This is a genomic window from Cellulomonas sp. GTC20042, from assembly GCF_055389595.1.
The window spans coordinates 3,461,069-3,483,675 of sequence record NZ_AP043678.1; the positions used below are offsets into that span (position 1 = coordinate 3,461,069).

A 22,607-nucleotide genomic window follows, 5' to 3' on the forward strand; every position below is an offset into this window, starting at 1 on the left:
TGGTCCTGGTCGGCCTGTCCGTGGCCTGCTGCGCGAGCGATCCATGCTCAGCCCTCCCATCGGACGCCGGTGTCCGGGGCTGAGGAGCCCGAGAGGGTTTTTCTTCGCGTCACCCCGGAGGGCGAGGAGGTATCGGGGGGCTTGTCCGATCCCTGCGGGTTTGCGGGTCCGCCATCCGGCGGAGAGGCGGGTCAGCCCTCGGCGTCGAGGTAGACCGGGACGGCCGGCGGCCGGGTGGAGAGCTGGTCGGCGACCCGGGCCTGACGACGGCTCATCCGGGCGGCCTCGGCGGTGCGCCGGGCCAGGTCGCGCTGGCGGGAGACGAGCGCCTCGGCGCGCTCCTTCAGCGAGTACGGCAGCGGGCCCAGCCCGTGCGGCGGACGCCAGGCGGCCACCTGGGCGACCTGCGCGGTCGACGGCAGGTGCGCCATCGAGAGCAGGCGCTCGGCCTCGTCGGCGGCGACCTCCAGGTCGGTCAGGGCCTGCGCCCAGGCGTGGTCCCAGTCCGGGGCGTCCTGCGGCGCCGCGCCGACGGGCGGTGCGGGTGCGGGGTGCGACGGCGCGAGGGCCGTCTCAGCCGACACCGAGCACCCCGAGGCCGGCGCTCTCCGACACGGGGGCTGGGCGCGGGGTCGGCACGTCGTCCGCCAGCGAGCGTGCGGCCTCGTGCCAGGCCTCGCCGAGCGGGGCCAGCACCTCGCGGCACGCCTTCGCGCGCGCGGCGTCCCCGGTCAGGCTGGTCTCGATCAGCTCCGACAGCGCGAAGGTGTAGATCGACAGCAGGCCCTCGCCGCCCTCCCAGGCGCCGACGTTCAGGTCGGCGATGAGCTCGGCCAGGATCTCCTGCGCGTGCGCGAGGTGCTGGGTGCCCTCCGGGCGACGGCCCTCGCGGAGCGCGACCTCGCCGCGGTCCAGGTCCAGCAGCAGGCGGTCGAACAGCATGGTCAGCAGCTTCGCCGGGCCGGCGGTGGCGACGGCATCGGCCAGGAAGCGGGATCGGACGTCGTACACGGCGATCCTTTCGGGTGGACGGGCGGGGCGGGCGGTGAGGCCCGCACCCGGTCAGGACGTCAGGAGCTCGACGAGCCGGTGAGCTGGGCGAGCTGGGTGGTCAGGTAGTCGGACTGCGAGTTGAGGTTCGACAGCTGGACCTCCATCGCGGCGTACATCGTCGTGAGCGACGCGCGGCGGGCCTCGAGCCGGATGTCCCAGTCGGCGATCCGGTCGGTGAGGTCCTTGACCTCGCTGTCGTAGCTCTGGATCTGCAGGGTCAGCGTGCCCTTGCTCGCGTCCGAGGCGGTCTCACCGATCTTCTGGACCGTCGACGCGACGCCGGTCACGGCCTTCTGCACCGCGTCCGGGTCCTTGGCCAGCGCCGCGGCGAACACGGTGGTGTCGAAGGCGAAGGTGCCGTCCTTGGCGAGGGTGATGCCGATCGCGGCCAGCGAGGTCCCGCTCGACGAGGACGACCCGGCGCTCAGCAGCTCCTGCTGGAGACCACGGATCGTCGCGTTCCCGGAGAACAGCCCGCCGGTGAGGATCGAGGTGCCCTCGTCGTTGGTGCTGGTCTTGCTCGTGGTGTACGAGGTGATGTCGCCCAGCACCGCGTTCAGGTTGTTCACCAGCGCGGCGGCCAGGTTGCTCAGCTTCGAGTCGTCCCGGGTGACGTCGACCGTCACGGCGTCGGTGGTCTTGGCGGTCACGGTGACCGAGACGCCGGTGACCAGGTTCTCGAAGGTGTTGCCGGAGGAGATCACCTTCTGCTCGGCACCGCTGCCCGGCCACAGCACGATCTCGGCGTCCGCGGCGGCGCGGATCTCGCTGCCGACCATGCTGGTGCCGTCGAGCGCGTTGTCGACCGTGACGCTGAAGATGTTGTCCTTGCCGGTCTCGGTGCCGGTCAGCTGGAGCTTGTAGACCGGCTCCGCGGTGGTGCCGACGTTCAGCGCGGAGGCCTTGACCCCGGTGCCCTCGGCGTTGAAGGCCGCGACGATGTCGCCGATGTTCTTGCTCAGCGCGGTCACCGAGACGGTCTCGCCGTCGGCGCGGGTCAGCGTGAAGCTCGGGGTGTCCGACTCGTAGCCGGTGGGCATCGTGTAGAGCGTGGACTGGGACGCGGCCACGGAGTCGACCCGGAAGGTCACGCTCGACGGGCGGGCGTCCTCGGTGGTGGTCGCGGTCACCGACTCGGCGGAGGACTTCGCCTTCACGGCCTCCCACGAGGACGCGGTCGCAGCGGACTTCGCCGCGGTGGCGAGCGAGGCGACCTTGGTGTTCAGCGCCTGCAACGCCGAGGACAGCGACGAGATGCTGGTCTTCTTCTGCGACAGCAGCGTCTGCTGGTTCGCCTCCAGCGCGATGGTGGAGTCGATCAGGTCTGCCGTGGGGAAGTTGCTGATCAGTCCGGTGCTGAAGGTGATGCCGGCCATCGGGTCCTGTCCTCCTGGTGGTGCCCTGCGGGTGCGGGTCCTGCGTCGGGATGCGGCACGGGCGGTGGTGGACGGTGAGTCCACACACCGCCCGCGTCGGTCGTGCTGGTCCTGCTTCACGTGCGTCCTCGGTGGGACGCCGACCCCGGCCCGGTCACCGCGAGGCGAGACGGGCCGGAGCCGGGCGGCTCACTGGAGGAGCTGGAGCACGCTCTGCGGGATCGACTTCGCCTGGGCGAGCATCGCGGTGCCGGCCTGCGACAGGATCTGGGCCCGGGTGAACGAGACCATCTCCGACGCCATGTCGGTGTCGCGGATGCGGCTCTCGGAGGAGGTCAGGTTCTCGACCGCCACGTTGAGGTTGTTGATGGTGTGGTCGAAGCGGTTCTGGACCGCACCGAGCTGCGAACGCACCTTCGACACGTCGGTGATGGCCGCGTCGATCTTGGTGATCGCCTCGACCGCGCCGGACTTCTGGGTGAAGACCGGGGTGGCCGCCGCGAGCTGCGCCGCCGTGGGGGTGGGGGTGGCAGCCGGGGTGTAGGCGGTGCCGGAGAAGGTGACCGAGATGCCGGCCGTGGTCGCGGCGACGGTCACCGAGCCCGCGGCGGTGGCACCGAATGCCTTCTCGGCGGCGGCCTGGAGCTTCGCCACGCGGGCCGTCACCGTGGTGTCGGAGGAGGCGTAGGACACCGTCGACAGGTCCAGGGACTTGCCACCGATCGAGATGGTGCCGTTCAGCTTCTCGAAGTCGGCGATGTTCGCGACGGCGGTCAGGTCGGAGCCCGCACCCAGACCGGCGTTCACGCCCACGGCACCGGCGGTGCCCGCGACGGCGTTGGTCACCGTGGCGCTGACCGCGTCGGTGGCGACGCCGGTCACGTTGACGCCGTTGACCCCGAGGCCGGTGGCCGACAGGCCGTTGCTCCGGACCAGGTTGACGGTGATCTTGTCCTGGTCGGACGTGTTGGCGCCGACCTGGAAGGTGCCGGTGTAGTTGCCGTCCAGCAGCTTGGTGCCGTTGAACTGCGTGGTGTCGGAGATGCGGGTCAGCTCGGTCTTGAGCTGGTCCATCTCGTCCTGGATGTTGCCCTTGGCGGTGGCGGAGAGGCCACCGTCGTTCGCCGCCTGCACGGACAGGGTCCGCATGCGCTGCAGGATGGAGTGCGTCTCGGTGAGCGCACCCTCAGCGGTCTGGACGACGGAGATGCCGTCCTGGGCGTTGCGCACGGCCTGCTTGGTGCCACCGATCTGGGCACGCAGGCCCTCGGAGATCGCCAGACCAGCAGCGTCGTCCGCGGCGCGGTTGATGCGCAGGCCGCTCGACAACTTCTCGAGCGACTTGCTCAGGTCGTTCTGCGTGTTGGACAGGTTGCGGTACGAGTTCAGCGCCGCGATGTTCTGGTTGATCGAGAGAGCCATGATCTTCTTCCTCCGTGAGTGGGCTCAGTGGTGGCCCATCCGTGGGCACACCTTGGACATCGGATGCTCGCCGGGACCCTTGAGAGGTTTTCCGCGACAGATCCGAAGTTCGTCAGACCGCGGCCCCGACCAGGCCGGGAGCCACGATCTCAAGCTGGACGGCGAGCTCCGCCTCGTGCGCCGGGTCGACCTGCACCAGCGCCTGCTCCAGCGCCGTCAGACCGCGGTCGTCCCCGTACGCGCTGAAGGCGAGCGCGCCGGCCAGCGCGCGCTGGCGCGGGTCCATCCGCTCGTCCTCGGCGATCCGCACCAGCGGGCACTCCCCCGCCTGCCCCGCGGCCCGGAGGTGGACCGCCCACTGCGCGGCCTCCTCCAGGGACATCGCCGGTGCGAGCAGGGACGCGGCACCCAGCACCGCGGCGTCGCCCGGGCGCACGTCGTGCATCCAGCCGAGGAAGGTGCGCGACTCCGCCCCGGGGTCCAGCACGCACCAGGTGGTGTACTCCCGCCAGAGCGCATCGGGCAGCGCCTCGATCACCGCGTGCCCGCGCTCGTCGCCGAGCAGGGAGACCAGCCCGGCAGGCGTGCCCGGGGCGACGCCGGCGGCGGCCGACTCCCGCGCGACCCGGCCCGCGGCCCGGCGGTCACCGGTCGCCGCGAGCGCCCAGACCTCGACGGTGACGAGCTCCGCCCGGTCCTGCCGCGTCCCGTCGGCGTGCACGACGGTGGTCGGGATCCGGCCCAGCGCCGCCAGCGCCGCCGGCGCGTCCCCGCGCGCGGCTGCGGTCCGAGCCCGCGCGGCGAGCGCGAACGCGGGGTTCGAGTCGTGCTCCTCCCACACCCGCAGCCACCGGTCCAGCGCGGCGACATCCGCCACTGCGAGCGCAGCCCCGATCATCGACCGGGCCAGGATCGTGGCGTACGAGCTGAGCACGAACCCGTCCGCGAGGATCTCGTCGGCCGCGGCCAGCGCCTCCGCCGGCCGACCGGCGGTGATCAGCGCCCGCGCGAGGTGCACGCGCTGCGGCTCGAGCTCCGCCACGCCGAGGCCGGCCGCGCGCCCGACGTCCAGCTGGGCCTGCGCGATCACCAGGTTGCGCTCGCCCTTGTCCTTGTCTTCGGCGATCTCGGAGAGGTAGCCCACGTGCACCAGCGCGACGTTCGGCAGCGGCCGCACCACGGCGTATCCGGTGCCGCGCAGATCGACGGGCTGCTCGTGCAGCGCCCCCTCCCACCGGACGGCCTCACGGCGGAACACCCGGGTCACGGCGGTGTCCTGGCTGAGCGGGGCGAGGTGCAGCGGGAGCGCGGCGACGCCGGTGAGGTTGCGCTGCGCCACGACGTGCGCGTCGACCCCGCCGCCGCCCAGCAGCTCGCGCATCCGCTCGTGGTCGCCCTCGAACACCTCGTCGGCGTCGATGGACAGCACCCACTCGCCGGTGGCGTGGGACAGCGCACGGTTGCGGGCGGCGGCGAAGTCGTCGTCCCAGTACCCCTCGACCACCACGTCGGTGTGGCGGCGGGCGATCTCCACCGTGGCGTCCGTGGAGCCGGTGTCGTACACGACGATCTCGTCGGCCCAGGCGACCGAGGCGAGGCAGGCGTCGAGCACGGCCTCCTCGTCCTTGACGATCAGGACCGCGGACACGGTGGGGCGAGCGGGCATGAGTTCCTCCGGTGGGTGTCACCCACCCGATCGGCCCTGCCGGCGGAGTCCTGAGGGATCGGGCAACCCGTTGGCCGCCCGGGAGCGGACCCGTCAGACCGCGGCGGCGGGCTGCTCGTAGGCCTCGGCCGGGCTGCCCGCGACGAACGGCGACGGCACGGAGCGGACGGCCTCGGCGGAGTGCGAGGCGGCGGTCATCGCGGCGCGGGTGGCGACCGCGGCGAAGTAGGTGCGGCGGCGGCGCTCGGCCACCCCGTCCGGACGCTCGGCGGCCGGGACCAGCTGCGGGTCCAGGTTCGCGTTCAGCCCGTCGCGCATCAGGCCGAGGCCCTCGGTGCGCAGCTGGCTGATCCGGGACTGGGTGACGCCGAGCTCGTCGGCCAGGTCGGCGACGGACCGGTCCTGGAGGAACAGGCCCTCGATCACCAGGCGGAGCCGGTCCGGCAGCGTCTCGACAGCGGCGCGCAGGTAGCGCAGGCGCTCGTCGATCAGCACGGAGTCCTCCGGGCCGGGCGCCTCGTCACGGACCAGGTCGGCGACCGGGTGCACGGTGGCGTCCATGGACAGCACCCGGCGCTCGGCGTCCTGCCGGGCCTGGTCGACCGCGGCCACGTCGGTGCCGAGCTCGGAGGCGAGCTCGCCGCGCGTGGGGGTGCGACCCAGGGTGGCGGTGAGCCGGTCGCTGGCGGCGGACAGCTCACGGGCGCGGTGCCGGGCCCCGCGGCTCGCCCAGTCCATCGAGCGGAGCTCGTCGATCAGGGCACCGCGGATGCGCAGCGCGGCGTACCGGGCGAACGGCACCCCGGTGGCGGCGTCGTAGGCACGGGAGGCGAGCACCAGTGCCAGGTGGCCGGCGGACACGAGGTCCTCCCGGCTGACGGTGGCGGGCACCCGGGACAGGACCTCGCTCACGTGGTACCCGACGAGGGGCATGTGCGCGACCACGAGGTCGTCGACGGAGGTGTCTGCTGCGCTGTTCACACCGGCGTTCTCGGCGGCGCCAGAACCGGGCTTGAGCGTTTCTCATGAAGTTCCAAGGGACCCGTCTTTTGCGACGTTGCGGGCCATTTCGGACCTTCCGGAAGGACGAATCGGTCATTGGACCCCATAGCTCCGCCGTCACCGAGAAGAGTGTGATGCACGTCACCTTTCATCCCTCGTCCACTAAGTCCGATCTGCACGGATCGCCCGTCTGGCACGCTGACGACGACCTGCGAGCCGGGCCCGCGCTTTCCCGACCGTCCATACCGTTCAGGATCGGGCGCACCTCGCCGATAGGACAGGTCGAGCCCCGCTGGACGGACCACCACCGGCGCGGCCCGCCCCGACCGGCACCCCCGCGCCGTCACGACGCCGCACGGAAGGAACACCTCCCGATGGCCCTGAGCCAGCTCTCCGACGTCCTCTGGAAGGAGCGCAACCTTCTGGAGCTGCTGCTGTTCAAGCTCGAGGAGGAGCAGCTCGTGCTCACCAGCGGGCGCACCCGGTGGCTCGGCCACGCCACCCGCGAGGTGGAGACCGTGCTCGACCAGATCCGCGACGCCGAGCTCGGCCGCTCCACGGAGGCCGACGAGGTCGCCCGCGAGCTCGGGCTCGAGGAGGGCGTCAGCCTGCTGACCCTCTCCGAGCACGCGCCCGCCCCGTGGGACGAGCTGCTGCGCGCCCACCGCGACGCCTTCGTCACCCTCACCACCGAGATCAGCCAGCTGGCCGACGGCAACCGCGAGCTGCTGGCGATGTCGCACCGCGCCACGCAGGAGACGCTGCTGTCCCTCCAGGAGACCGTGCAGACCTACGACGGACAGGGTCACTCGTCCGCCACGCCCGACCGCAGCGCCCAGCTGCTCGACCAGTCGTTCTGACCAGAGCAGACAAGGACCCGATGTGAGCACCTTCTCCGGTCTCGGCACCGCCCTCAGCTCCCTGATCGCCCAGCGCCAGGGGCTCGAGGTGTCCGGGCAGAACGTGGCCAACGCGAACACCGTCGGCTACACCCGCCAGCGCGCCACGCTGACCGCGCTGCCCGCCAGCACCGTGCCGTCCATGTTCGCCACCAGCACCGGCGTCGGCCAGGGGGTCATGGTGTCCGGCATCGAGCGCCTCGGTGACCTGTTCGCCACCAACCGGCTGCGCACCGAGACCTCCGGCTCCGCCTACCTGGGCCAGATCGCCACCTCGTACACCCAGCTCGAGAAGAGCATCGGCGAGCCGGCCAAGACCGCGCTGTCGGGCCAGCTCTCCGACATGTGGGCCGCGTGGAACGACGTGGTCAACGGCTCCGACAAGGAGTCGGCCCGCGGCGTGCTGCTCGAGCGCTCCGCCGCCGTGGTGAACCAGGTCGGCACCCTGTACAAGGCCGCCGAGACCCAGTGGAACCAGGCGCTCACCACCACGAACTCGCTGGTGACGCAGGTCAACACCACCGCGCAGAACCTGGCCGACCTGAACGAGAAGATCCTCGCGATCACCAACGCCGGCGGCTCCGCCAACGAGCTGATGGACCAGCGCGACCTGCTGATCACCTCGCTGTCCGGCCTGGTCGGCGCCAGCGCCCGCGTGCAGGAGAACGGCACCGTGGACGTGCTGGTCGGCGGCAACGCGCTGGTCAACGGCTCCAAGGCCAACCTGCTCGCGGTGTCCACCGACAGCCCGACCACCTTCGCCGGCGCGACCGGCGGCGACGCGGTCAGCATCGTCTGGCAGCGCACCGGCTCCACCGCCAGCCTGGAGGGCGGCACCGTCGCCGGCCTGCTCACGGTGCTCGCGCCGGCGGACAAGGGCGGGATGCTCACCCAGGCCGCCGCGTCCTACGACGCCCTGGCGAAGACCATCGCCGACCAGGTGAACGCCCTGCACACGACGGGCTACACCACCGACGGCACGGCGGGCACGGCGTTCTTCACCTACGACTCGGCCAAGCCCGCGCAGAGCCTGGCGGTCGCGATCACCGACACCGACGACATCGCCATCGCGGGCGCCGGCCTCGGCGGCTACGACGGCAGCGTGGGCGAGAAGATCGCCGCGCTCGGCTCCGCCTCCGACGGCCCCGACGCCCTCTGGTCCGCCGCGGTGGTCCAGCTCGGCGTCCGCACCGCCTCCGCCTCGTCGCGGGCCACCGTGGCCGAGGCCGCGCGCACCACCGCCGAGGCGCAGGTGCTCTCCCAGACCAGCGTCGACACCGACGAGGAGAGCGTGAACATGCTGGCCTACCAGCGGGCGTACCAGGGCGCGGCCCGGGTGATGACCGCCATCGACGAGATGCTCGACACGCTGATCAACCGGACGGGGGTGGTGGGCCGATGACCGCGATCAGCCGCGTGACGCACATGACCGTGCGCAACTCGACGCTGGGCAACCTGCAGGCCAACCTTCAGAGCATGGCGAAGCTGCAGGCGCAGCTCTCCTCGGGCAAGACGATCAACCAGCCCTCCGACGACCCCGCCGGGGCGTCCGACATCCTGCGGCTGCGCGCCGAGCAGCGCCAGCTCGCGCAGTACACCCGCAACGCCGACGACGGCGAGGCCTGGCTGGTCACGGTGGACACCGCGATCACCACCTCGCTGACCAACCTGCGCCAGGTCCGCGACCTCGCGGTGCGCAGCGGCGACGGCGCCCTCGGTCTCAACTCGCGGGTCGCCCTCGCCGAGGAGATCGACGGCCTGCGCGACTCGCTGCTCAAGCAGGCGAACACCACCTACGTCGGTCGCTCGGTCTTCGCCGGCACCGCCACCGGCGCCGCCTTCGCCGAGGACGGCACCTTCAACGGCTTCGCCGGCTCCTCGGTCACCCGCACCGTCGCCGACGGCACCACCGTCCGGGTCGACTCCAACGGGCAGAACGTGTTCGGCAACGGCTCCGCCGACCCGGCCGACTCCGTGTTCGCGCTGCTGGACGAGCTGTCCGCGACGCTGCGCGGCGGCGGTGACGTCAGCGGCCGGCTGGGCGACATCGACACGCACCTGAACAACATGCTCAAGGAGCTGGCCGCGGTCGGTGCCCGCGAGAACCAGATCGACGACGCGCAGGACCAGATCTCGCAGAAGTCGCTCACCGCGAAGACCCGGCTGTCCGCGATCGAGGACGTCGACCTCGCCGCCGCGATCCTGGACATGCAGTCGCAGGAGGTCGCCTACAAGGGCGCCCTCGGCGCGGCGGCCAAGGTCCTCCAGCCCACTCTGCTGGACTTCCTGTCATGAGCGCCGCCCAGCTCGCCGCCCGCCCGCGGCACGCCGACCTGCCCGAGGTCCTGCACCTGCGCACCCCCATGCCGGGGCTCGCCGGGTACGAGGAGTTCACGCTCACGTCCCTGGACGACACCGGCGTGCTGTTCGCGCTGCGCTCGGAGCCCGAGGGCGCCCGCCCGGTGCGGCTGTTCGTGGTCGACCCGGCCGCGTTCTTCCCGGACTACGCCCCGACCGTCGAGCCGACCGTGCTGGCCGGCATCGGCGCGGACCGTGAGACCGTCCGCCGCCTGGTCGTGGTGCGTCCCGCCGCCGACGGCGAGCCGCCCACCGCGAACCTGCTCGCCCCGCTGCTGGTCGAGCCGGGCACCGGCGCCGCCGTGCAGGCCGTGCTGACCGAGGACTGGCCGCTGCGCGCGCCCCTCGGCCGGACCGCCTGACACCTCGCGCCCCTCTTCCCGCACGACCCACCGACGACGGAGGAACCCCAGATGACCGGCACGGCGCTCGGCGTCGGTGAGGTGACGGTGCAGCGGCAGCCCGTCGTGCACCCGGACCGTTCCGTCTACGGCTACGCGGTGCGCGTCCGGGTCGGCGACCTGGGCGGCGCCCTGCTGCCCGAGGAGGCCGCCGAGCCGCACGCCGAGACCGCGTACCAGAAGCTCGACCTGTCCGGCCTGGCCGGCGACCGGCCCGTGCTGCTGCGCGGCACCGCCCGCCTGCTCAGCGGCGAGGTCAGCGTCTGGTACGAGCCCGACCGGCTCATGCTGGAGATCACCCCGGCGCTGGCCCGCAACCCGGAGATCGACTCGCTGGTCGCCGCGACCCTCGCGCGCGGCACCCGGCTGGTGCTCGCCGACTACGACGGCTCCGCCCCGCAGGACCGCCTGCTCGACCGGGTGTCCGTGGTCAAGATCGACCTCGCCCGCGGCCCGGACCGCACCGCCGAGCTGGTCGCCCGCGCGCACCTGGCCGGCGCCTCCGTGATCGCCGAGCACGCCGACTCCACCGAGCACCTGGAGCTGGCCGCCTCCCTCGGGGCGGACCTCTACCAGGGCCCGATGTTCCACCGCGACCCCACGCCGGTCCGCCGCACCTTCTCCGCCGGCGAGCTGCAGTGCCTCGAGCTGCTCCGGCTGCTCGGCGCCGACCCGGTCGACCAGGAGGCCGTGGTCCGCACCGTCGCCGCCGACCCCGAGCTGTCCATGCGGGTGCTGCACCTGGTGAACTCCAGCGCCTTCGGCCTGCGCCGCGAGATCGACTCCGTGCTCCAGGCCGTCGTGCTGGTCGGGCCCCGGCAGCTGCACGCGCTGGCCATCGCCTCGCTGATCGACGCCAAGCCGGCGACCGTGGCCTCGCTGTGGTCGATCCTCACCCGCGCGATGACCTGCCGCACCCTCGCCGGGGACGACGCCGCGTACACGATCGGGCTGCTGTCCGCCGTCGCCGCCCAGCAGGCCATCGACCTGGAGGAGCTGGTCACCCGCACCGGCGTCTCCGACCAGCTCGCCGTCGGCCTGCTGCACCACGAGGGCCGCTACGGGCGGGTGCTCGCCGCCGTGCTCGCGCACGAGGAGAACGACACCGACGCCGTGCAGGCCACCGGCCTGGAGCCGTGGGACGTCGCGCACGCCTACCTCGCCGCCGTGCCGGTCGCCCTCGGCACCGCGACCGCGCTGGCCTTCGGCGGGTTCTGAGCGCGGTGCGCGGGACGAGGGCCCTGGCGCGCGCCGGGCAGGCCTAGGCTGAGCGCGTGCCGTCCTTCATCCACCTCGCCCTGCGCCCGGAGCGCCGCCGTCCCGCGCCCGACCCCGTGCCGGTCAGCCTGCGCCCCGTCGCCCTCGGCGGCATCGCGCTCTGGGCGGTCGCGCTGGTGGTGGCGCTGGTGCTCTGGCTGACCGACGTCACCGGCCCGCACGGCGTGTGGACCTGCGTCGCCGGGATCGCGCTCGGCGGGCTCGGGCTGCTCTGGGTCCGGGCGAAGCCGGGACGCTGACCAGGCCGTCCGGCGCGCTCACGGCTGCGCGGCCGCCTTGATCTCCGCCCGCGCCTGCGCGGCCCGCGCCCGGGTGCGCCCGTTCGCGTGCTCCGACCAGCGCGGCACCCACACGGCCATCGCCCCGGCGGCGAGCAGACCGGCCACGCCCACGCTGGCGATCCCCAGGGCCAGGCTGCCCGCGGCCGCCACGGCCGACACCAGCACCGGCCCCGCGGCGGCACCGGAGTCCTGGAACACCCGCCAGATGCCGAGGAACTGCGCCCGCCCGCGCTCCGGGGCCACGTCGGCGCCCAGCGTCATGAGGATGCCGGAGCCTATCCCGTTGCCGAAGCCCATCAGCATCGCCACCACGGAGAGCGTCGCCACCGAGGACGTGAACGGCAGCGCCACGATCGACCCGCCCAGCACCAGCATCGACGGCACCGCCACCCACAGCCGCCCGCGCCGGTCCATCACCTTGCCGGCCGGGTAGAACAGCAGCATGTCGACCGCCCCGGCCAGGCCGAAGACCAGGCTGGTGGTGGCTGGCGCGAGCCCCAGGTGCTCCGACCACAGCGGCAGCACCACCTGGCGCGAGGCCCGCACCGCGCCGACCAGCACCACCGCGATCCCCAGCGTGCCGAGCAGCCGGGCGTGCCGCCGCAGCAGCGTGCCGGTGGGCACCACCGGGCGGGTGCGCGGCCGGCCTCGCCGACCCTCGACGTCCGGGGCCAGCAGCACCACCAGCCCGGCGAGCACCGTGGTGCCGACCGCGAGCCAGAACACCGAGCGCAGCCCCGCCACGTGCAGCAGCGCCGCACCGAGGAACGGCCCGAGGAACGCCCCGATCCGCGCCACCCCGCCGAGCGTCGACAGCACCCGGGCCCGGTTCACCACCGGGGTGACCTCGGTGAGGAACGACTGCCGGGCCAGGTGGAAGACCGCCGAGGCCGCCCCGGTGAGCAGCACGCCCACCGCCAGCACCGGCAGCGTGGGCGCCAGCGCCGACGTGCTCAGCGCCAGGGCCGCCACCGAGGCGGCGACCAGCATGGCCCGCCGGTCGCCGACGCGCGCCGCGAGCGCCCCGGCGGGCACGTCCCCGAGGATCTGCCCGACGCCGACCAGCGCGACCACCAGCGCCGCCTGGTCCAGCCGGGCGCCCATCTGCGCCGCGACCAGGGCCACGACGGGGGTGATCGCGCCGAGGCCGGTCTCGTAGAGCGCCGCGGGCAGGTAGGCGGAGGTGATGAGGTCGCGGGCGCTGACGCCGGGCGGGGAGGCGGGGGCCGAGGCGGCGGGAACCGGGGTGCGGTCGGTGGAGGTGCGATCGGGGTCGGGTGCGGCGGAGGTCATCGCGATCCATCCTGCCCCACGTCCTCGGTCGGCCACCCGACCGCCCCCGGGATCCCGGAGCCCGTGGGGGTCAGCCCCGCGGGTCCGCCGCGCGCTCCACGGCCAGCAGGTCCGCCCGCTCCGGGTCCGTCAGCGCGAGCTCGGCCAGGTGCCGCGCCGACCAGTCGCCCGCCGCCTGCGCCAGCCCGCGCGCCAGGCCGGCCAGGTGCACCGCGTGCACGATCGCGTCGGGGCCCTCGCCCTCCACCCACCAGTCCACCGGCGTGCCGTCCACCCGCAGCGCCTCGTGCTCGACCCAGGTGGTCGGGGCGCCGGGCAGCACCCGCAGCGCCGCGGTCGGGGTCGGCACCAGGTCGCCGGTGTCGTCGCCGTCCACCTGGTCCACCGTGCCCTCGGCGAGGTCCGGCAGCAGCGGCAGGTCCAGCAGGTCGGCCAGGTCCTCGGCGGTGCCCGGGGCGGCGGGCAGCACCGCGGCGAGGTCGGTGCGCTGCCACCACATCGGGCTCGGTGCGACCGCGGCGTCCTCGGCGTGCACCAGCGCCACCCTGTCCGGGGCCACCAGCGCCAGCACCACCTCGACCTCGTCACCGGTGCCCGCGGGGTCGATCGCAGCGGCCGCGGACTCGTGCGCCCGCTGCGCCCAGGCCGCCCACACCGCCCCCGCCAGCGTCGGGTCCACGGTGCCGCCGACAGCCGTCCGCGCCCGCAGCAGCCCGCCCCAGGCGCCGAGCGGCACCTCGGTCAGCGCGCTCACGCCGCCGAGCGCCCGCCGGACCTCCGGGTCGGTGCCGTCCAGCACCGCCGGCGCTCCGGGCAGCAGCCGGGCGAGCACCGGGTCCGCGCCGTCCACCGCGAAGGGCGCGTCCAGCCCGAGGCCCGCGCGCTCGCGCAGCCACCAGGCGGCGTAGGAGGGTGCGGTCCGACCCGGGGCCTCCGGCGAGCGCACCGGATCGAGCAGCGCCCGGCGCAGCGGCGGCTCCGACAGCCGGGCGAGCACGGCCGGCCAGGCGTCCGGGTGCACGGCGTCCAGGTCCGCGACCGCCAGCACCTCCTCGACCCCGACCCCGTCGCCGAGGTGGTCGGTCAGCACAGCCAGGTAGTCCTCCCAGCCGTCCAGGGTGTCGGCCAGCAGATCGGTGTCGTCCTCGGCGCCGAGCAGCCCGGCGGCCGGCCCGGCGACCACCTCCGGCACGCGCACCACGACCAGGTCCGCCCGCACGCCCACCGCCAGCAGCGCTGCGGTCCCCCACCGGTCCACGTCCGCCACCGGTGCCAGCACCCGGGGGTCCAGCAGCCGCTCCGCCACGGACCCGGGCAGCACCAGACCGTGCGCCGGTGTCGGCTCGCCGTCGGCCGCGCGCAGCGTCAGCAGGCCGAGCACCGCGCGCTCCGGACCCACCGGCTCCTCGGCGTCGGGCGGTGGGCCGTCCCGGAGCGCCGCGGCGACCAGGTCCAGCACCGCCTCGCTGATCTCCGCCGCCAGGTCCAGGTCGTCCTCGTCCGCCTGGTCCACCACCGCCTGCCGCACGCCGGGGTGCGCGAGCACCGCCGCCGGGTCCGCCGGCACCGCCCCCAGCCGCTCCAGCACCGGGTGCACGGCGGCCGGGTCCACCACCCGCACGCCCCACCGGCCGAGCACCCCCGTCGCCGCCGCGAGCAGGTCGCCGTCGCCGTCCGGCAGCAGCAGACCCCGGGCCCCGCGCACCACGCGCCCGTCGGCCAGCGGCACCGGCAGCGCAGCCAGCGCCTCGCGGGCCGCCGGGTCGGCGACCACCGGCGCGAGCGCCGCGTACAGCGCACGCCAGCGCGCCACCGGCAGGCCGTCGGCGGCGGGCAGCTCCTCCACCACCTCGGCCAGGTCCCGCACCTCGACGCCCAGCGTGCGTGCGGCGGCGAGCCCACCGGCTGGCAGCACCACCAGGCCGCCGAACCACGGGGCCAGCGCGCGGGCGAGCGGGCCGTCGTCCCCGGCGAGCGCCACCGCGCGGTCCGGCGCGACCAGCGTGGGCGGCGCGTCGGCCGGTCGGGGCGTCGGCGTCAGCCCGGCGATCTCGGGTGCGTCGTCCGGTCCGCCCGCGTCCGCCGGGTCCCCCGCCGAGGGCAGCAGCGGCACGCGGGACAGCGCCGCCACCAGACGCTCGCGCAGGGCACCGTCCACCGCCCCCGCCGGCAGCCCGCGCGGCACCAGCCGGAGCGCGTCCTCGCCGTCCTCCGCGACCCGCTGGGCCAGCAGCGCGTACACCTCCGCCGCCGCGTCGAGCAGCGCGTCCGTGGCCGGACCTCTGGCGACGTGCCGTCGGGTCGCGTCCAGCGGCAGGGTCGCCACCAGCAGCGCGGGCAGGTCGAGCGGGTCGTCGGTGGGCGTCGGCGCGTGCACCACCGCGGGCCAGGCAGCCCCGTCGCGTGGCACCGCCCAGGTGATCCGCCAGCCCCGCCGGTCCCGCTCCTCCACCGGGCGCCCGGCGAGCAGCGCGGGGTCGAGCACGCCCTCGACGGTCTGCCGCCGCCAGCGGCGGTCCACGCCGGCGACCCGGCGCAGCGTGCCGGACAGCTCGTCCTCCACCACGATCTCGGTGAGCGCCGGCAGCGCGAGCAGCAGCGGGTCCGCGACCTCGGCGAGCATCGCCCGCACCGCCGTCACCGCGGCGTCGTCCCGCAGGGTCAGCACCACCGCCGTGTCGTAGCCCTCCGGCGGCCGTCCGGCGTCCTCGCGCGGCAGCCGCAGGGCGGGCAGCGACCCGTCCCGCCGGACGACCTCCTGCGCGAGCCCGGGCACGTCGGCCCCGGCGGACGCCAGGTCCCGTGCGGTCGCGGCCAGCGAGAACCGCACCGCACCGCTGGTGGACCGCACCGCGATCTCGTCCGCCACCGCGCGCACCGCGGCGAAGCCGACGCCGAACCGTCCGACCACGCCCGGCCCCGCCGGTGCGACGTCACGGTCGCGGGAGGCCGAGGCGCGCATCGCCGCCAGGGAGGCGACGTCGGCGGCGTCCAGCGGCGCCCCCGTGTTCGCCGCGACCAGCACGACGCCGGAGCCCGCGGCGCCCGGGCCTGCGTCCGTCCCCCGGCCCGCACCCGGCAGCGCGTCGCCGTCCGGCCCGGTGGCATCGGGGGAGGCCGCCGTGGTCAGCCGGAGCAGCAGCCGCCCCGGCACCCCGCCACGCACGGCCGCGTCGGCGGCGTTCTGCGCGAGCTCGACCACCACGCGGTCGCGGTAGTACCCGCGGGCGTGGTCCTCCTCGGTGTTCGCGTCCTCGCGCAGGCGCGCCGGATCGGTGCGCCACGTCCCCAGCACCCGGTCGCGCAGCGCGCGGGTGCCGAAGACGTCGGCGGTCACGGCTCCGGCTGCGGGGCGACCGGCTCGGTTCCCGGCGCGGGCGCGTCGGCCACGGCGTCCTCGACGACCACGGCCGCGTCGTCGTCCACGGGCTGCTCGGCGTCCTCGGCCACGGCCGCGTCGGCGACGACCTCGGCGGCGTCGGCGGACGTCCCGACCACCTCGACCGTCGTCCCGTCCGCAGCAGCCTCCGTCACGGCGTCCTCGTCCGCCGCGCCCTCGGCCACGACGACCTCCGCCGCGTCCACGGCCGGCGCCACGGCCGCCACGTTCGCCGTCACCAGCAGGTCACGGCTCACCGGGACCTCCGGCCACTCGGACGGCCGCGCCTCGACGTCGGTCTCCGAGTGCGCGCCGCAGCCGTGCTCCAGCGCGACGACCTTGCCGTCGTCCGGGGACCACTCGTTCGCGCACACGCCGAAGACGGTGCCGAGCGGGCCCTGCAGCGGGATGATGAACCCGCAGGTCAGGCAGGCGTCCGCCGAGGCGACCGAGCCGGCCGAGGCGGGACCCTGCGGTCCGCGGTACCAGCGCTCGGCGGCCTCGTCGATGCCGGTGCGGGACAGCACCCGGTTGCGGGCCAGCGCGAGCTCGGTGATCGCGACCTCGTCCTGCTCGGGGTCGCCGGTGGGCGTCCAGCCGGGCTCGAGGCGCGGGTCGTCGGCGCGGAACGGCAGCACGTCACCGGGGCCGACGTCGCCCGGGCGCAGGCGCTGGTCCCAGGGCAGCCAGGCGGGGGCGAGCACGGCGTCGTCACCGGGCAGCAGCACGGCCTCGCAGACCGTGGCGGTGCGGGCGCGCGGCACGCGGGACAGCGTGACCGTCCACACCCAGCCGCGGTAGCCCTTGGCGGTGCAGGCGAAGCGGTGCGAGACGAGCCGGTCCTCCTCGAGGGTCCAGCCGAGGTGCTCGCCGACGTCCTGCGGGTGCTCGGCCAGCTCGACGGCCACCTCGCGGGCGAGATCGACGGCTCCGGTGAGGACGGCGTCCTGGGTCGCGGTCGCCATCTCAGGCCTCGAGGTCGTCGGCGACGGCCCGCAGCAGCGTGGCGACCTGGGTGGCGCGCTGCTTCTCGGGGTGACGGCCACGGCGCAGGTCGTTGCCGACCCGGTCGAGCACCTTGATCAGGTCCTCGACGATCACGGCCATGTCGTCGGCGGGCTTGCGGGCGGCGCGCACGACCGTCGGCACCGGGTCGAGCAGCTTGACCTGGAGCGCCTGGGGGCCGCGGCGGCCGTCGGCCACGCCGAAGTCCACCCGGGTGCCGGGCTTCGGCGTGCCGATCCCGTCGGGCAGCGCGGACGCGTGCAGGAAGACCTCGGTGCCGTCGTCGGCGGCGATGAAGCCGAAGCCGCGATCGGTGTCGAACCACTTGACCTTGCCGGTGGGCACTGCGATCCCCTGGGGTCTCGTCGGGATCCGGGCCACGGGGCCGGCGCACCCGGTGGGGGTCGCGGCTCCGCGTGCCCGGGGCACGTCTACCGGACAAGGCTACCGGTCGGGGCGGCCCGCCGCGGCCCTCGGCGCTGCGCCGTCAGCCGAACGCGGCCTGCTCGTCCAGCCCGCCGGGCAGCGCCTGGAGCCGGGGCACCGGCTGGTAGACCGTCGCGAGCAGCGCCCGCGCCTCGCGCAGCGCGGTCAGGTAGACCAGCGAGACGTGCAGCGCGGAGAACGGCTCGCGGATCACCGGCACGGCCTCGGCGGTGATCGCGTCGAGGTAGGCGTCCAGCACGTCGCAGGCGGCGACCACCCGCTGGCTGGGCCGCGACCGGTGCAGCTCGGGGTCGAGGTCGGCCACCGGCACGTCCAGCAGCCCGGACACGATCCGCACCAGCGCCTCGGTGGACGCCTCCAGCGGGTCCTGCGGGGCCAGGATCTCGGCGGCACGGGTGCGGGCCAGCGCCATCAGCGGGATCTCGTCGTCGTGGTGCCCGGCGGTGGCCAGCACCTCCAGCACGAGCATCGCGCGGAACCGCTCGCGGCCCAGCAGCACCAGCGCCTGGTGCAGGTTGCGCACGGTGCGTCCCGCGCCGGAGACGGAGTTGACGATCCGGAACACCTTGAGCGCGATGGCCGGGTCGGCGGCGGTCAGCCGGGCCAGCCGGCGGTAGGACACCTGCGGGTCGCCGAGCTGCACCAGCAGTCGGCCGGCGACCATCGCGTGGTGCGCCAGCGCGGGCCGGGTGAGCACGGTCGGCCGGCGGAAGTGGTAGCCCTGGAACAGGTCGAAGCCGGCGTCCTGCGCGGCGAGGAACGCCTCCTCGTCCTCCACGTGCTCGGCCACCAGCGCGGCGTGCGGGGCGGCCTCGCGCAGCTCGGCGGCGAAGGACGCCAGCCGCTCGCCGAGGTCGGCCATGTCGACCTTGACGTAGTCGCACAGCCGCAGCAGCGACCAGCGGGCGTCGCCGGGCACGAAGTCGTCCAGGGCGATCCCGAAGCCGAGGGTGCGCAGCCGCTCGATCCCGGCGACCACCTGCTCGTCCGCCGGGACGTGCTCCAGCACCTCGAGCACCACGCGGTGCGGGTCGAGCGCGACCGGCAGCTCGTCGACGATGAACGAGCGCGGCACGTTGACGAACAGGTCGCCGTTGCCGGCCAGGTCCTCGACGCCGAACTCGGTGAGCGTCGCCACGATCACGGTCGCGGTGGCGCGGTTGTCGTCGATCCCGGGGCGGACGCCGGACTCCTGCGCGTCGGCGGAGGCCCGGAACAGCAGCTCGTGGCCGATCGGACGGCTCAGCACGTCGTAGATGCCCTGGCGCGCCACGCACACCTCGTGCGTGGCACCGGGCAGGTGCCCGGCCGTGATCCCGGCCATGCGGTCCCCTCCGGTCGGCGCGCCCGCGGCTGACGCACCCACCTGGTGCGCCGAACTCGATATCGGCAGGAAGCGTGCTGACCTGAGGGGTCATACCCGGGTGAGACGGGACGAACACGGACGATCGGCACGCCCCCTCGTGCGCGCTTTCGCGCAGATCCGTCTCGGATGCTACTTATCCGTAGCTATGGTGCCTCCATGGACGTGCGTACGGACCGGCTGGTCGCCCTGGCAGGAGGCATCGACACCGTCGAGCGCGAGGTCGCGCCGGCCCTGCTCGAGGAGGTGCGCGACGCGACGGCGGTGGCGCTCGGCCGCTCACGGATCGCCGAGGCGACCGGCGCGCTGGCCGACGTGCTCGGCGACCACCTGCACCGCTGGCGCCGGGACCTCACCGCCTGGGCGGACACCGCCCGCGCCTGCGCCGCGGGCTACGACGAGGCCGACCGGCGCACCCGCACCCGCTTCGAGCAGGTGGCGGTGTGAGCGGCATGACGGTCGCGCGGCTGCGGGGCTGGCGGCCGGCGGTGCTGGAGGAGCAGGCCGCGGGCGTGGTGCGGCTGCGCTCCCAGGTGGACGAGGCGACCGGCGAGGCGCAGCGCGTCCGGCGCGAGCTGCCGGAGATCTGGTCCGGGGCCGCCGCCGACGCCGCCCGGACCCGGCTGGGGGCGCACGTCAGCACCGGGGAGCGGATGGTCGACACCCTGCACCTGGTCCGCCGGGTGCTGCTCGTCGCCTGCGACGCGCTCCTCGCCGCCCAGGCCCTGCTCGCCCGCGCCGAGGAGGACGCCGTGCACGCCGGGCTGACCCTGTGCGACGACGGCACCGTGCTGCCACCACCCCCGCGCCTGCTGCCGCAGGACGCCCCCGAGCACGTCGTGGCGGACGCGCACCGCACCCGGATCGTGCAGGTCGAGACCGCCGAGCACGTCCAGGCCTGCGCCCGCCAGGCACTGCTGGCCGCCGACGAGGCGGACGCCGACGCCGCGCACGCGCTGCGCGTCGCCTGGGAGGCCGCTGCGGACGGCTCCGTCACCGACGCCACCGACCACGCACTGGTGGACGGCGTGCTGCTGAGCGGGGTCCCCCGGTCCGGCACCGCGGCCGAGGTCGCCGCCTGGTGGGCGTCGCTGACACCCGGGGCGCAGGAGACGATGCTGGAGCGGGAGTGGGCGCGGATCGCCGATCTCGACGGCGTGCCCTACCCGGTGCGGATCCGGGCCAACCGGCTGGCGATCAGCGCCGAGATCGCGGCGGAGCTGCGACGGCACGCCACCCTCGAGGAGCAGAAGCGCGACCTCGAACGGCAGGTCGCCGCGCTCCGGGCCTCCGGGAGGAGCTACCCCGCACTGGAGACCGAGATCGGCGAGCTGTGGAGCCGGTGGGACAAGCTGGACGTCGCGCAGAAGGAGTCGCGCACGCAGTCGGACTGGTACCAGGCCGTGCTGGCGGCGGACCCACCCCGGCAGGTCGTGCTCTTCGACCCCGCCGGCGGGCGGTACGCCGAGGTCGTCGGCGACCTCGCGACCGCGACCAGCGTGGGGGTGCTGGTGCCGGGGACGGGGGCGCACGTGGGGCCGGACGACGGGACGTTCGAGCGGGCGCAGGGATTCGTCAAAGGTGCGGGTGAAGACGACCACCTGGCGGTGATCACGTTCATCGGCGGGGAGATGCCGGAGCACCTGCTGCTGGACTCGACCCGGAACAGCTTCGCCGACCAGATCGGCCCGCGGCTGGCCCGCTTCGCCGCGGGCATCGACCACGCGCCCGGCGCCACGGTGACGGTGGTCGGGCACTCCTACGGCGGGTCGATCGTCGGGGTCGCGGAGGCCTCCGGGATGCGGGTGGACCGGATCCTGCACGTGGAGTCCGCCGGGATCGGGGCCAGCGTGTTCACCCCGGAGGACCTGCCCTACCCGGACACCCCGCGGTACTCCATGACCGCGCCGGGCGACCCGATCGCCGCCACCCAGGGGGTGCACGTGCAGGGCATCGGGCACGGCGCCGACCCGGACACCTTCCCCGGCGTCACCCGGCTGGAGACCGGCCTGGTGAAGGACGGGGACACCGGATCCGGGCTCCTCTTCGGGATCGACGCGCACGGGGACGTCTTCACCCGTGGCTCGACCGCGTGGAAGAACATGCTGGCGGTGATGACCGGCGGCGAGGTCACGCTCCTCGCAGCGCCGGAGATCACCACGACCCCGTACGGCACCTTCTCGGACAACCCGATGGACAACCCCGGCTTCGAGCCCGAACGCCGGGACATCCCGTGAGGCGCACCCTCGCCACCGCCCTCGTCCTGACGCTCGCACTGCTGACCGGGTGCGCCGAGACCGTCGAGCGGGAGCGGCGCGCCCTCGTGGACCGGACCTGGCGCGAGACCGTCACCCTCGCCGACCAGGCAGTGTCCGCGCTGCTCGACCTGCACCCGGAGCTGACGCTGGCCGAGGTCCACGGCGACTTCACCGGCGAGGACTGGTCGGACTGCTCCGGATCGATCACCGGGAACGCGGTCAGCCCGACCGAGATCATGTGGTCCTCGCGTCGGGACGTCCAGGTGGATCCGTCACGCGAGACTGCCAGCCTCGCCGACGACCTCGCCGAGTGGTTCGTGGCCCAGGGATGGGAACAGGGAGAGGCGAGGTCGCACGAGGGCGGGCACCGGAACGGCCTTTTCCGCGACTCCTACGGGATCACCCTGCTGTCCACCACCGAGACGCCGACCGACCGGCTCCCGACCGTCCGGATCCTCGTCTTGTCTCCCTGCGTGCGCGCCCCCGAGCGGATGCTCGACTGGGCCACCCCCACGCCCACGCCCGCCGGTTCGCCGTCGTGACCCGGCGGCACGCGATCCGGGCCGGTGCCGCCGCGACAGCCGTCGCGCTGCTGCTGACCGGCTGCGCCGAGACCGTCGAACGCGAGCGACGCGCGCTCGTGGACCGGACCTGGCACGAGACCGTCACCCTCGCCGACCAGACGGTGACCCTGCTGCTCGACCTCCACCCGGACCTGACGCTGACCGAGGTCGACGGCGGCTTCACCGGCGAGAGCTGGTTCGACTGCTCGGGGTCGATCACCTGGCACGCGGTCAGCCCGACCGAGATCCAGTGGTCCTCGCTGCGGGACGTGGAGATCGCCCCGCCGCGCGAGACCGCCACCCTCGCCGCGGCGCTGGTCGACGCGCTCGAGGCCGAGGGGTGGCACGCCGGCCGGCCCACCGAGAACGACGGCCTGGTCAGGATCTCCCTCTCCCGTGACGGCGTCGGGATGGCGATCCAGTCCGACAGCGAGGTGTCGGCCGTCAGAGCGCCGGACGTCGAGATCACCGTCTACTCCCCCTGCGTGCGCGCCCCCGAGCGGATGCTCGACTGGACTACACCCACCCCCACGCCGACCCCCACACCCCCGTGACGCGCCCCG

Annotated in this window: 21 protein-coding genes; 10 read left to right on the top strand and 11 right to left on the bottom strand. The window is 74.6% G+C overall.

Going from position 1 to position 22,607, the window contains the following annotated elements:
- Positions 1-191: 191 nt before the first annotated feature.
- The 6 genes from ACZ5HG_RS16035 to ACZ5HG_RS16060 form a co-directional block, all read right to left on the bottom strand.
- Positions 192-584, bottom strand: a complete 393-nt coding sequence (locus ACZ5HG_RS16035) for a hypothetical protein (protein ID WP_464178109.1) — start codon at positions 582-584, stop codon at positions 192-194.
- The gene (locus ACZ5HG_RS16040) at positions 574-1,011 is read right to left on the bottom strand and encodes a flagellar export chaperone FliS (RefSeq protein WP_464178110.1); all 438 of its coding nucleotides are present in this window, start codon (positions 1,009-1,011) and stop codon (positions 574-576) included. The genes ACZ5HG_RS16035 and ACZ5HG_RS16040 overlap by 11 nt, the downstream gene beginning before the upstream one ends.
- Before the next feature lie 59 nt (positions 1,012-1,070).
- Entirely contained in the window at positions 1,071-2,429 is a 1,359-nt protein-coding gene (fliD, locus tag ACZ5HG_RS16045) for a flagellar filament capping protein FliD (protein WP_464178112.1), read from the bottom strand.
- Positions 2,430-2,618: 189 nt separating this feature from the next.
- Entirely contained in the window at positions 2,619-3,851 is a 1,233-nt protein-coding gene (locus ACZ5HG_RS16050; protein ID WP_464178114.1) for a flagellin N-terminal helical domain-containing protein, read from the bottom strand.
- Positions 3,852-3,963: 112 nt separating this feature from the next.
- Positions 3,964-5,517 carry a glycosyltransferase family 2 protein gene (locus ACZ5HG_RS16055; protein ID WP_464178116.1) on the bottom strand — a complete coding sequence of 518 codons (1,554 nt, stop codon included), beginning with the start codon at positions 5,515-5,517 and terminating at the stop codon, positions 3,964-3,966.
- Between the two features lie 93 nt (positions 5,518-5,610).
- The gene (locus ACZ5HG_RS16060) at positions 5,611-6,498 is read right to left on the bottom strand and encodes a sigma-70 family RNA polymerase sigma factor (RefSeq protein WP_464178118.1); all 888 of its coding nucleotides are present in this window, start codon (positions 6,496-6,498) and stop codon (positions 5,611-5,613) included.
- A 395-nt stretch (positions 6,499-6,893) separates the two neighbouring features.
- Here ACZ5HG_RS16060 and flgN point away from each other — a divergent pair, with 395 nt between their 5' ends.
- From flgN to ACZ5HG_RS16090, 6 genes are read left to right on the top strand one after another with little or no spacing between them, the layout of a single operon-like run.
- The gene (gene flgN / locus ACZ5HG_RS16065; protein ID WP_464178120.1) at positions 6,894-7,379 is read left to right on the top strand and encodes a flagellar export chaperone FlgN; all 486 of its coding nucleotides are present in this window, start codon (positions 6,894-6,896) and stop codon (positions 7,377-7,379) included.
- 22 nt (positions 7,380-7,401) lie between these two features.
- Positions 7,402-8,820, top strand: coding sequence for a flagellar hook-associated protein FlgK (gene flgK / locus ACZ5HG_RS16070; RefSeq protein WP_464178122.1), 1,419 nt, complete (start codon positions 7,402-7,404; stop codon positions 8,818-8,820).
- Positions 8,817-9,713, top strand: a complete 897-nt coding sequence (flgL, locus tag ACZ5HG_RS16075; protein ID WP_464178124.1) for a flagellar hook-associated protein FlgL — start codon at positions 8,817-8,819, stop codon at positions 9,711-9,713. Before flgK ends, flgL begins: the two co-directional genes overlap by 4 nt.
- Positions 9,710-10,138 (top strand): flagellar assembly protein FliW, encoded by a 429-nt coding sequence (locus tag ACZ5HG_RS16080; RefSeq protein WP_464178126.1) that lies wholly within the window; start codon positions 9,710-9,712, stop codon positions 10,136-10,138. The genes flgL and ACZ5HG_RS16080 overlap by 4 nt, the downstream gene beginning before the upstream one ends.
- A 51-nt stretch (positions 10,139-10,189) precedes the next feature.
- Positions 10,190-11,395 (top strand): EAL and HDOD domain-containing protein, encoded by a 1,206-nt coding sequence (locus ACZ5HG_RS16085; RefSeq protein ID WP_464178128.1) that lies wholly within the window; start codon positions 10,190-10,192, stop codon positions 11,393-11,395.
- Positions 11,396-11,451: 56 nt separating this feature from the next.
- Positions 11,452-11,694 carry a DUF2530 domain-containing protein gene (locus tag ACZ5HG_RS16090; protein ID WP_464178130.1) on the top strand — a complete coding sequence of 81 codons (243 nt, stop codon included), beginning with the start codon at positions 11,452-11,454 and terminating at the stop codon, positions 11,692-11,694.
- Between the two features lie 18 nt (positions 11,695-11,712).
- Here ACZ5HG_RS16090 and ACZ5HG_RS16095 read toward each other — a convergent pair whose 3' ends face one another.
- From ACZ5HG_RS16095 to ACZ5HG_RS16115, 5 genes are all read right to left on the bottom strand, one after another.
- Positions 11,713-13,029 carry an MFS transporter gene (locus ACZ5HG_RS16095; protein WP_464178132.1) on the bottom strand — a complete coding sequence of 439 codons (1,317 nt, stop codon included), beginning with the start codon at positions 13,027-13,029 and terminating at the stop codon, positions 11,713-11,715.
- Positions 13,030-13,099: 70 nt separating this feature from the next.
- Positions 13,100-16,366 carry a sacsin N-terminal ATP-binding-like domain-containing protein gene (locus ACZ5HG_RS16100; protein WP_464178135.1) on the bottom strand — a complete coding sequence of 1,089 codons (3,267 nt, stop codon included), beginning with the start codon at positions 16,364-16,366 and terminating at the stop codon, positions 13,100-13,102.
- Positions 16,363-17,373: a DUF3027 domain-containing protein gene (locus ACZ5HG_RS16105; RefSeq protein WP_464178137.1), complete on the bottom strand. Its 1,011-nt coding sequence runs from the start codon at positions 17,371-17,373 to the stop codon at positions 16,363-16,365. The genes ACZ5HG_RS16100 and ACZ5HG_RS16105 overlap by 4 nt, the downstream gene beginning before the upstream one ends.
- A 1-nt stretch (position 17,374) precedes the next feature.
- Entirely contained in the window at positions 17,375-17,758 is a 384-nt protein-coding gene (locus ACZ5HG_RS16110; protein ID WP_464178140.1) for a cold-shock protein, read from the bottom strand.
- A gap of 142 nt (positions 17,759-17,900) precedes the next feature.
- Entirely contained in the window at positions 17,901-19,184 is a 1,284-nt protein-coding gene (locus tag ACZ5HG_RS16115; RefSeq protein ID WP_464178142.1) for an EAL and HDOD domain-containing protein, read from the bottom strand.
- Positions 19,185-19,382: 198 nt separating this feature from the next.
- Here ACZ5HG_RS16115 and ACZ5HG_RS16120 point away from each other — a divergent pair, with 198 nt between their 5' ends.
- The 4 genes from ACZ5HG_RS16120 to ACZ5HG_RS16135 are packed head-to-tail and all read left to right on the top strand — an operon-like array spanning position 19,383 to position 22,598.
- Complete coding sequence (locus ACZ5HG_RS16120; protein ID WP_464178144.1) at positions 19,383-19,670, top strand: hypothetical protein; 288 nt, start codon at positions 19,383-19,385, stop codon at positions 19,668-19,670.
- Between the two features lie 5 nt (positions 19,671-19,675).
- Positions 19,676-21,460, top strand: coding sequence for an alpha/beta hydrolase (locus ACZ5HG_RS16125; RefSeq protein ID WP_464182191.1), 1,785 nt, complete (start codon positions 19,676-19,678; stop codon positions 21,458-21,460).
- A complete protein-coding gene (locus ACZ5HG_RS16130; RefSeq protein ID WP_464178146.1) occupies positions 21,457-22,023 on the top strand; it encodes a hypothetical protein in 567 nt (188 codons plus the stop codon). Before ACZ5HG_RS16125 ends, ACZ5HG_RS16130 begins: the two co-directional genes overlap by 4 nt.
- Positions 22,020-22,598 (top strand): hypothetical protein, encoded by a 579-nt coding sequence (locus ACZ5HG_RS16135; RefSeq protein WP_464178148.1) that lies wholly within the window; start codon positions 22,020-22,022, stop codon positions 22,596-22,598. Before ACZ5HG_RS16130 ends, ACZ5HG_RS16135 begins: the two co-directional genes overlap by 4 nt.
- The last annotated feature ends 9 nt before the right edge of the window (positions 22,599-22,607 follow it).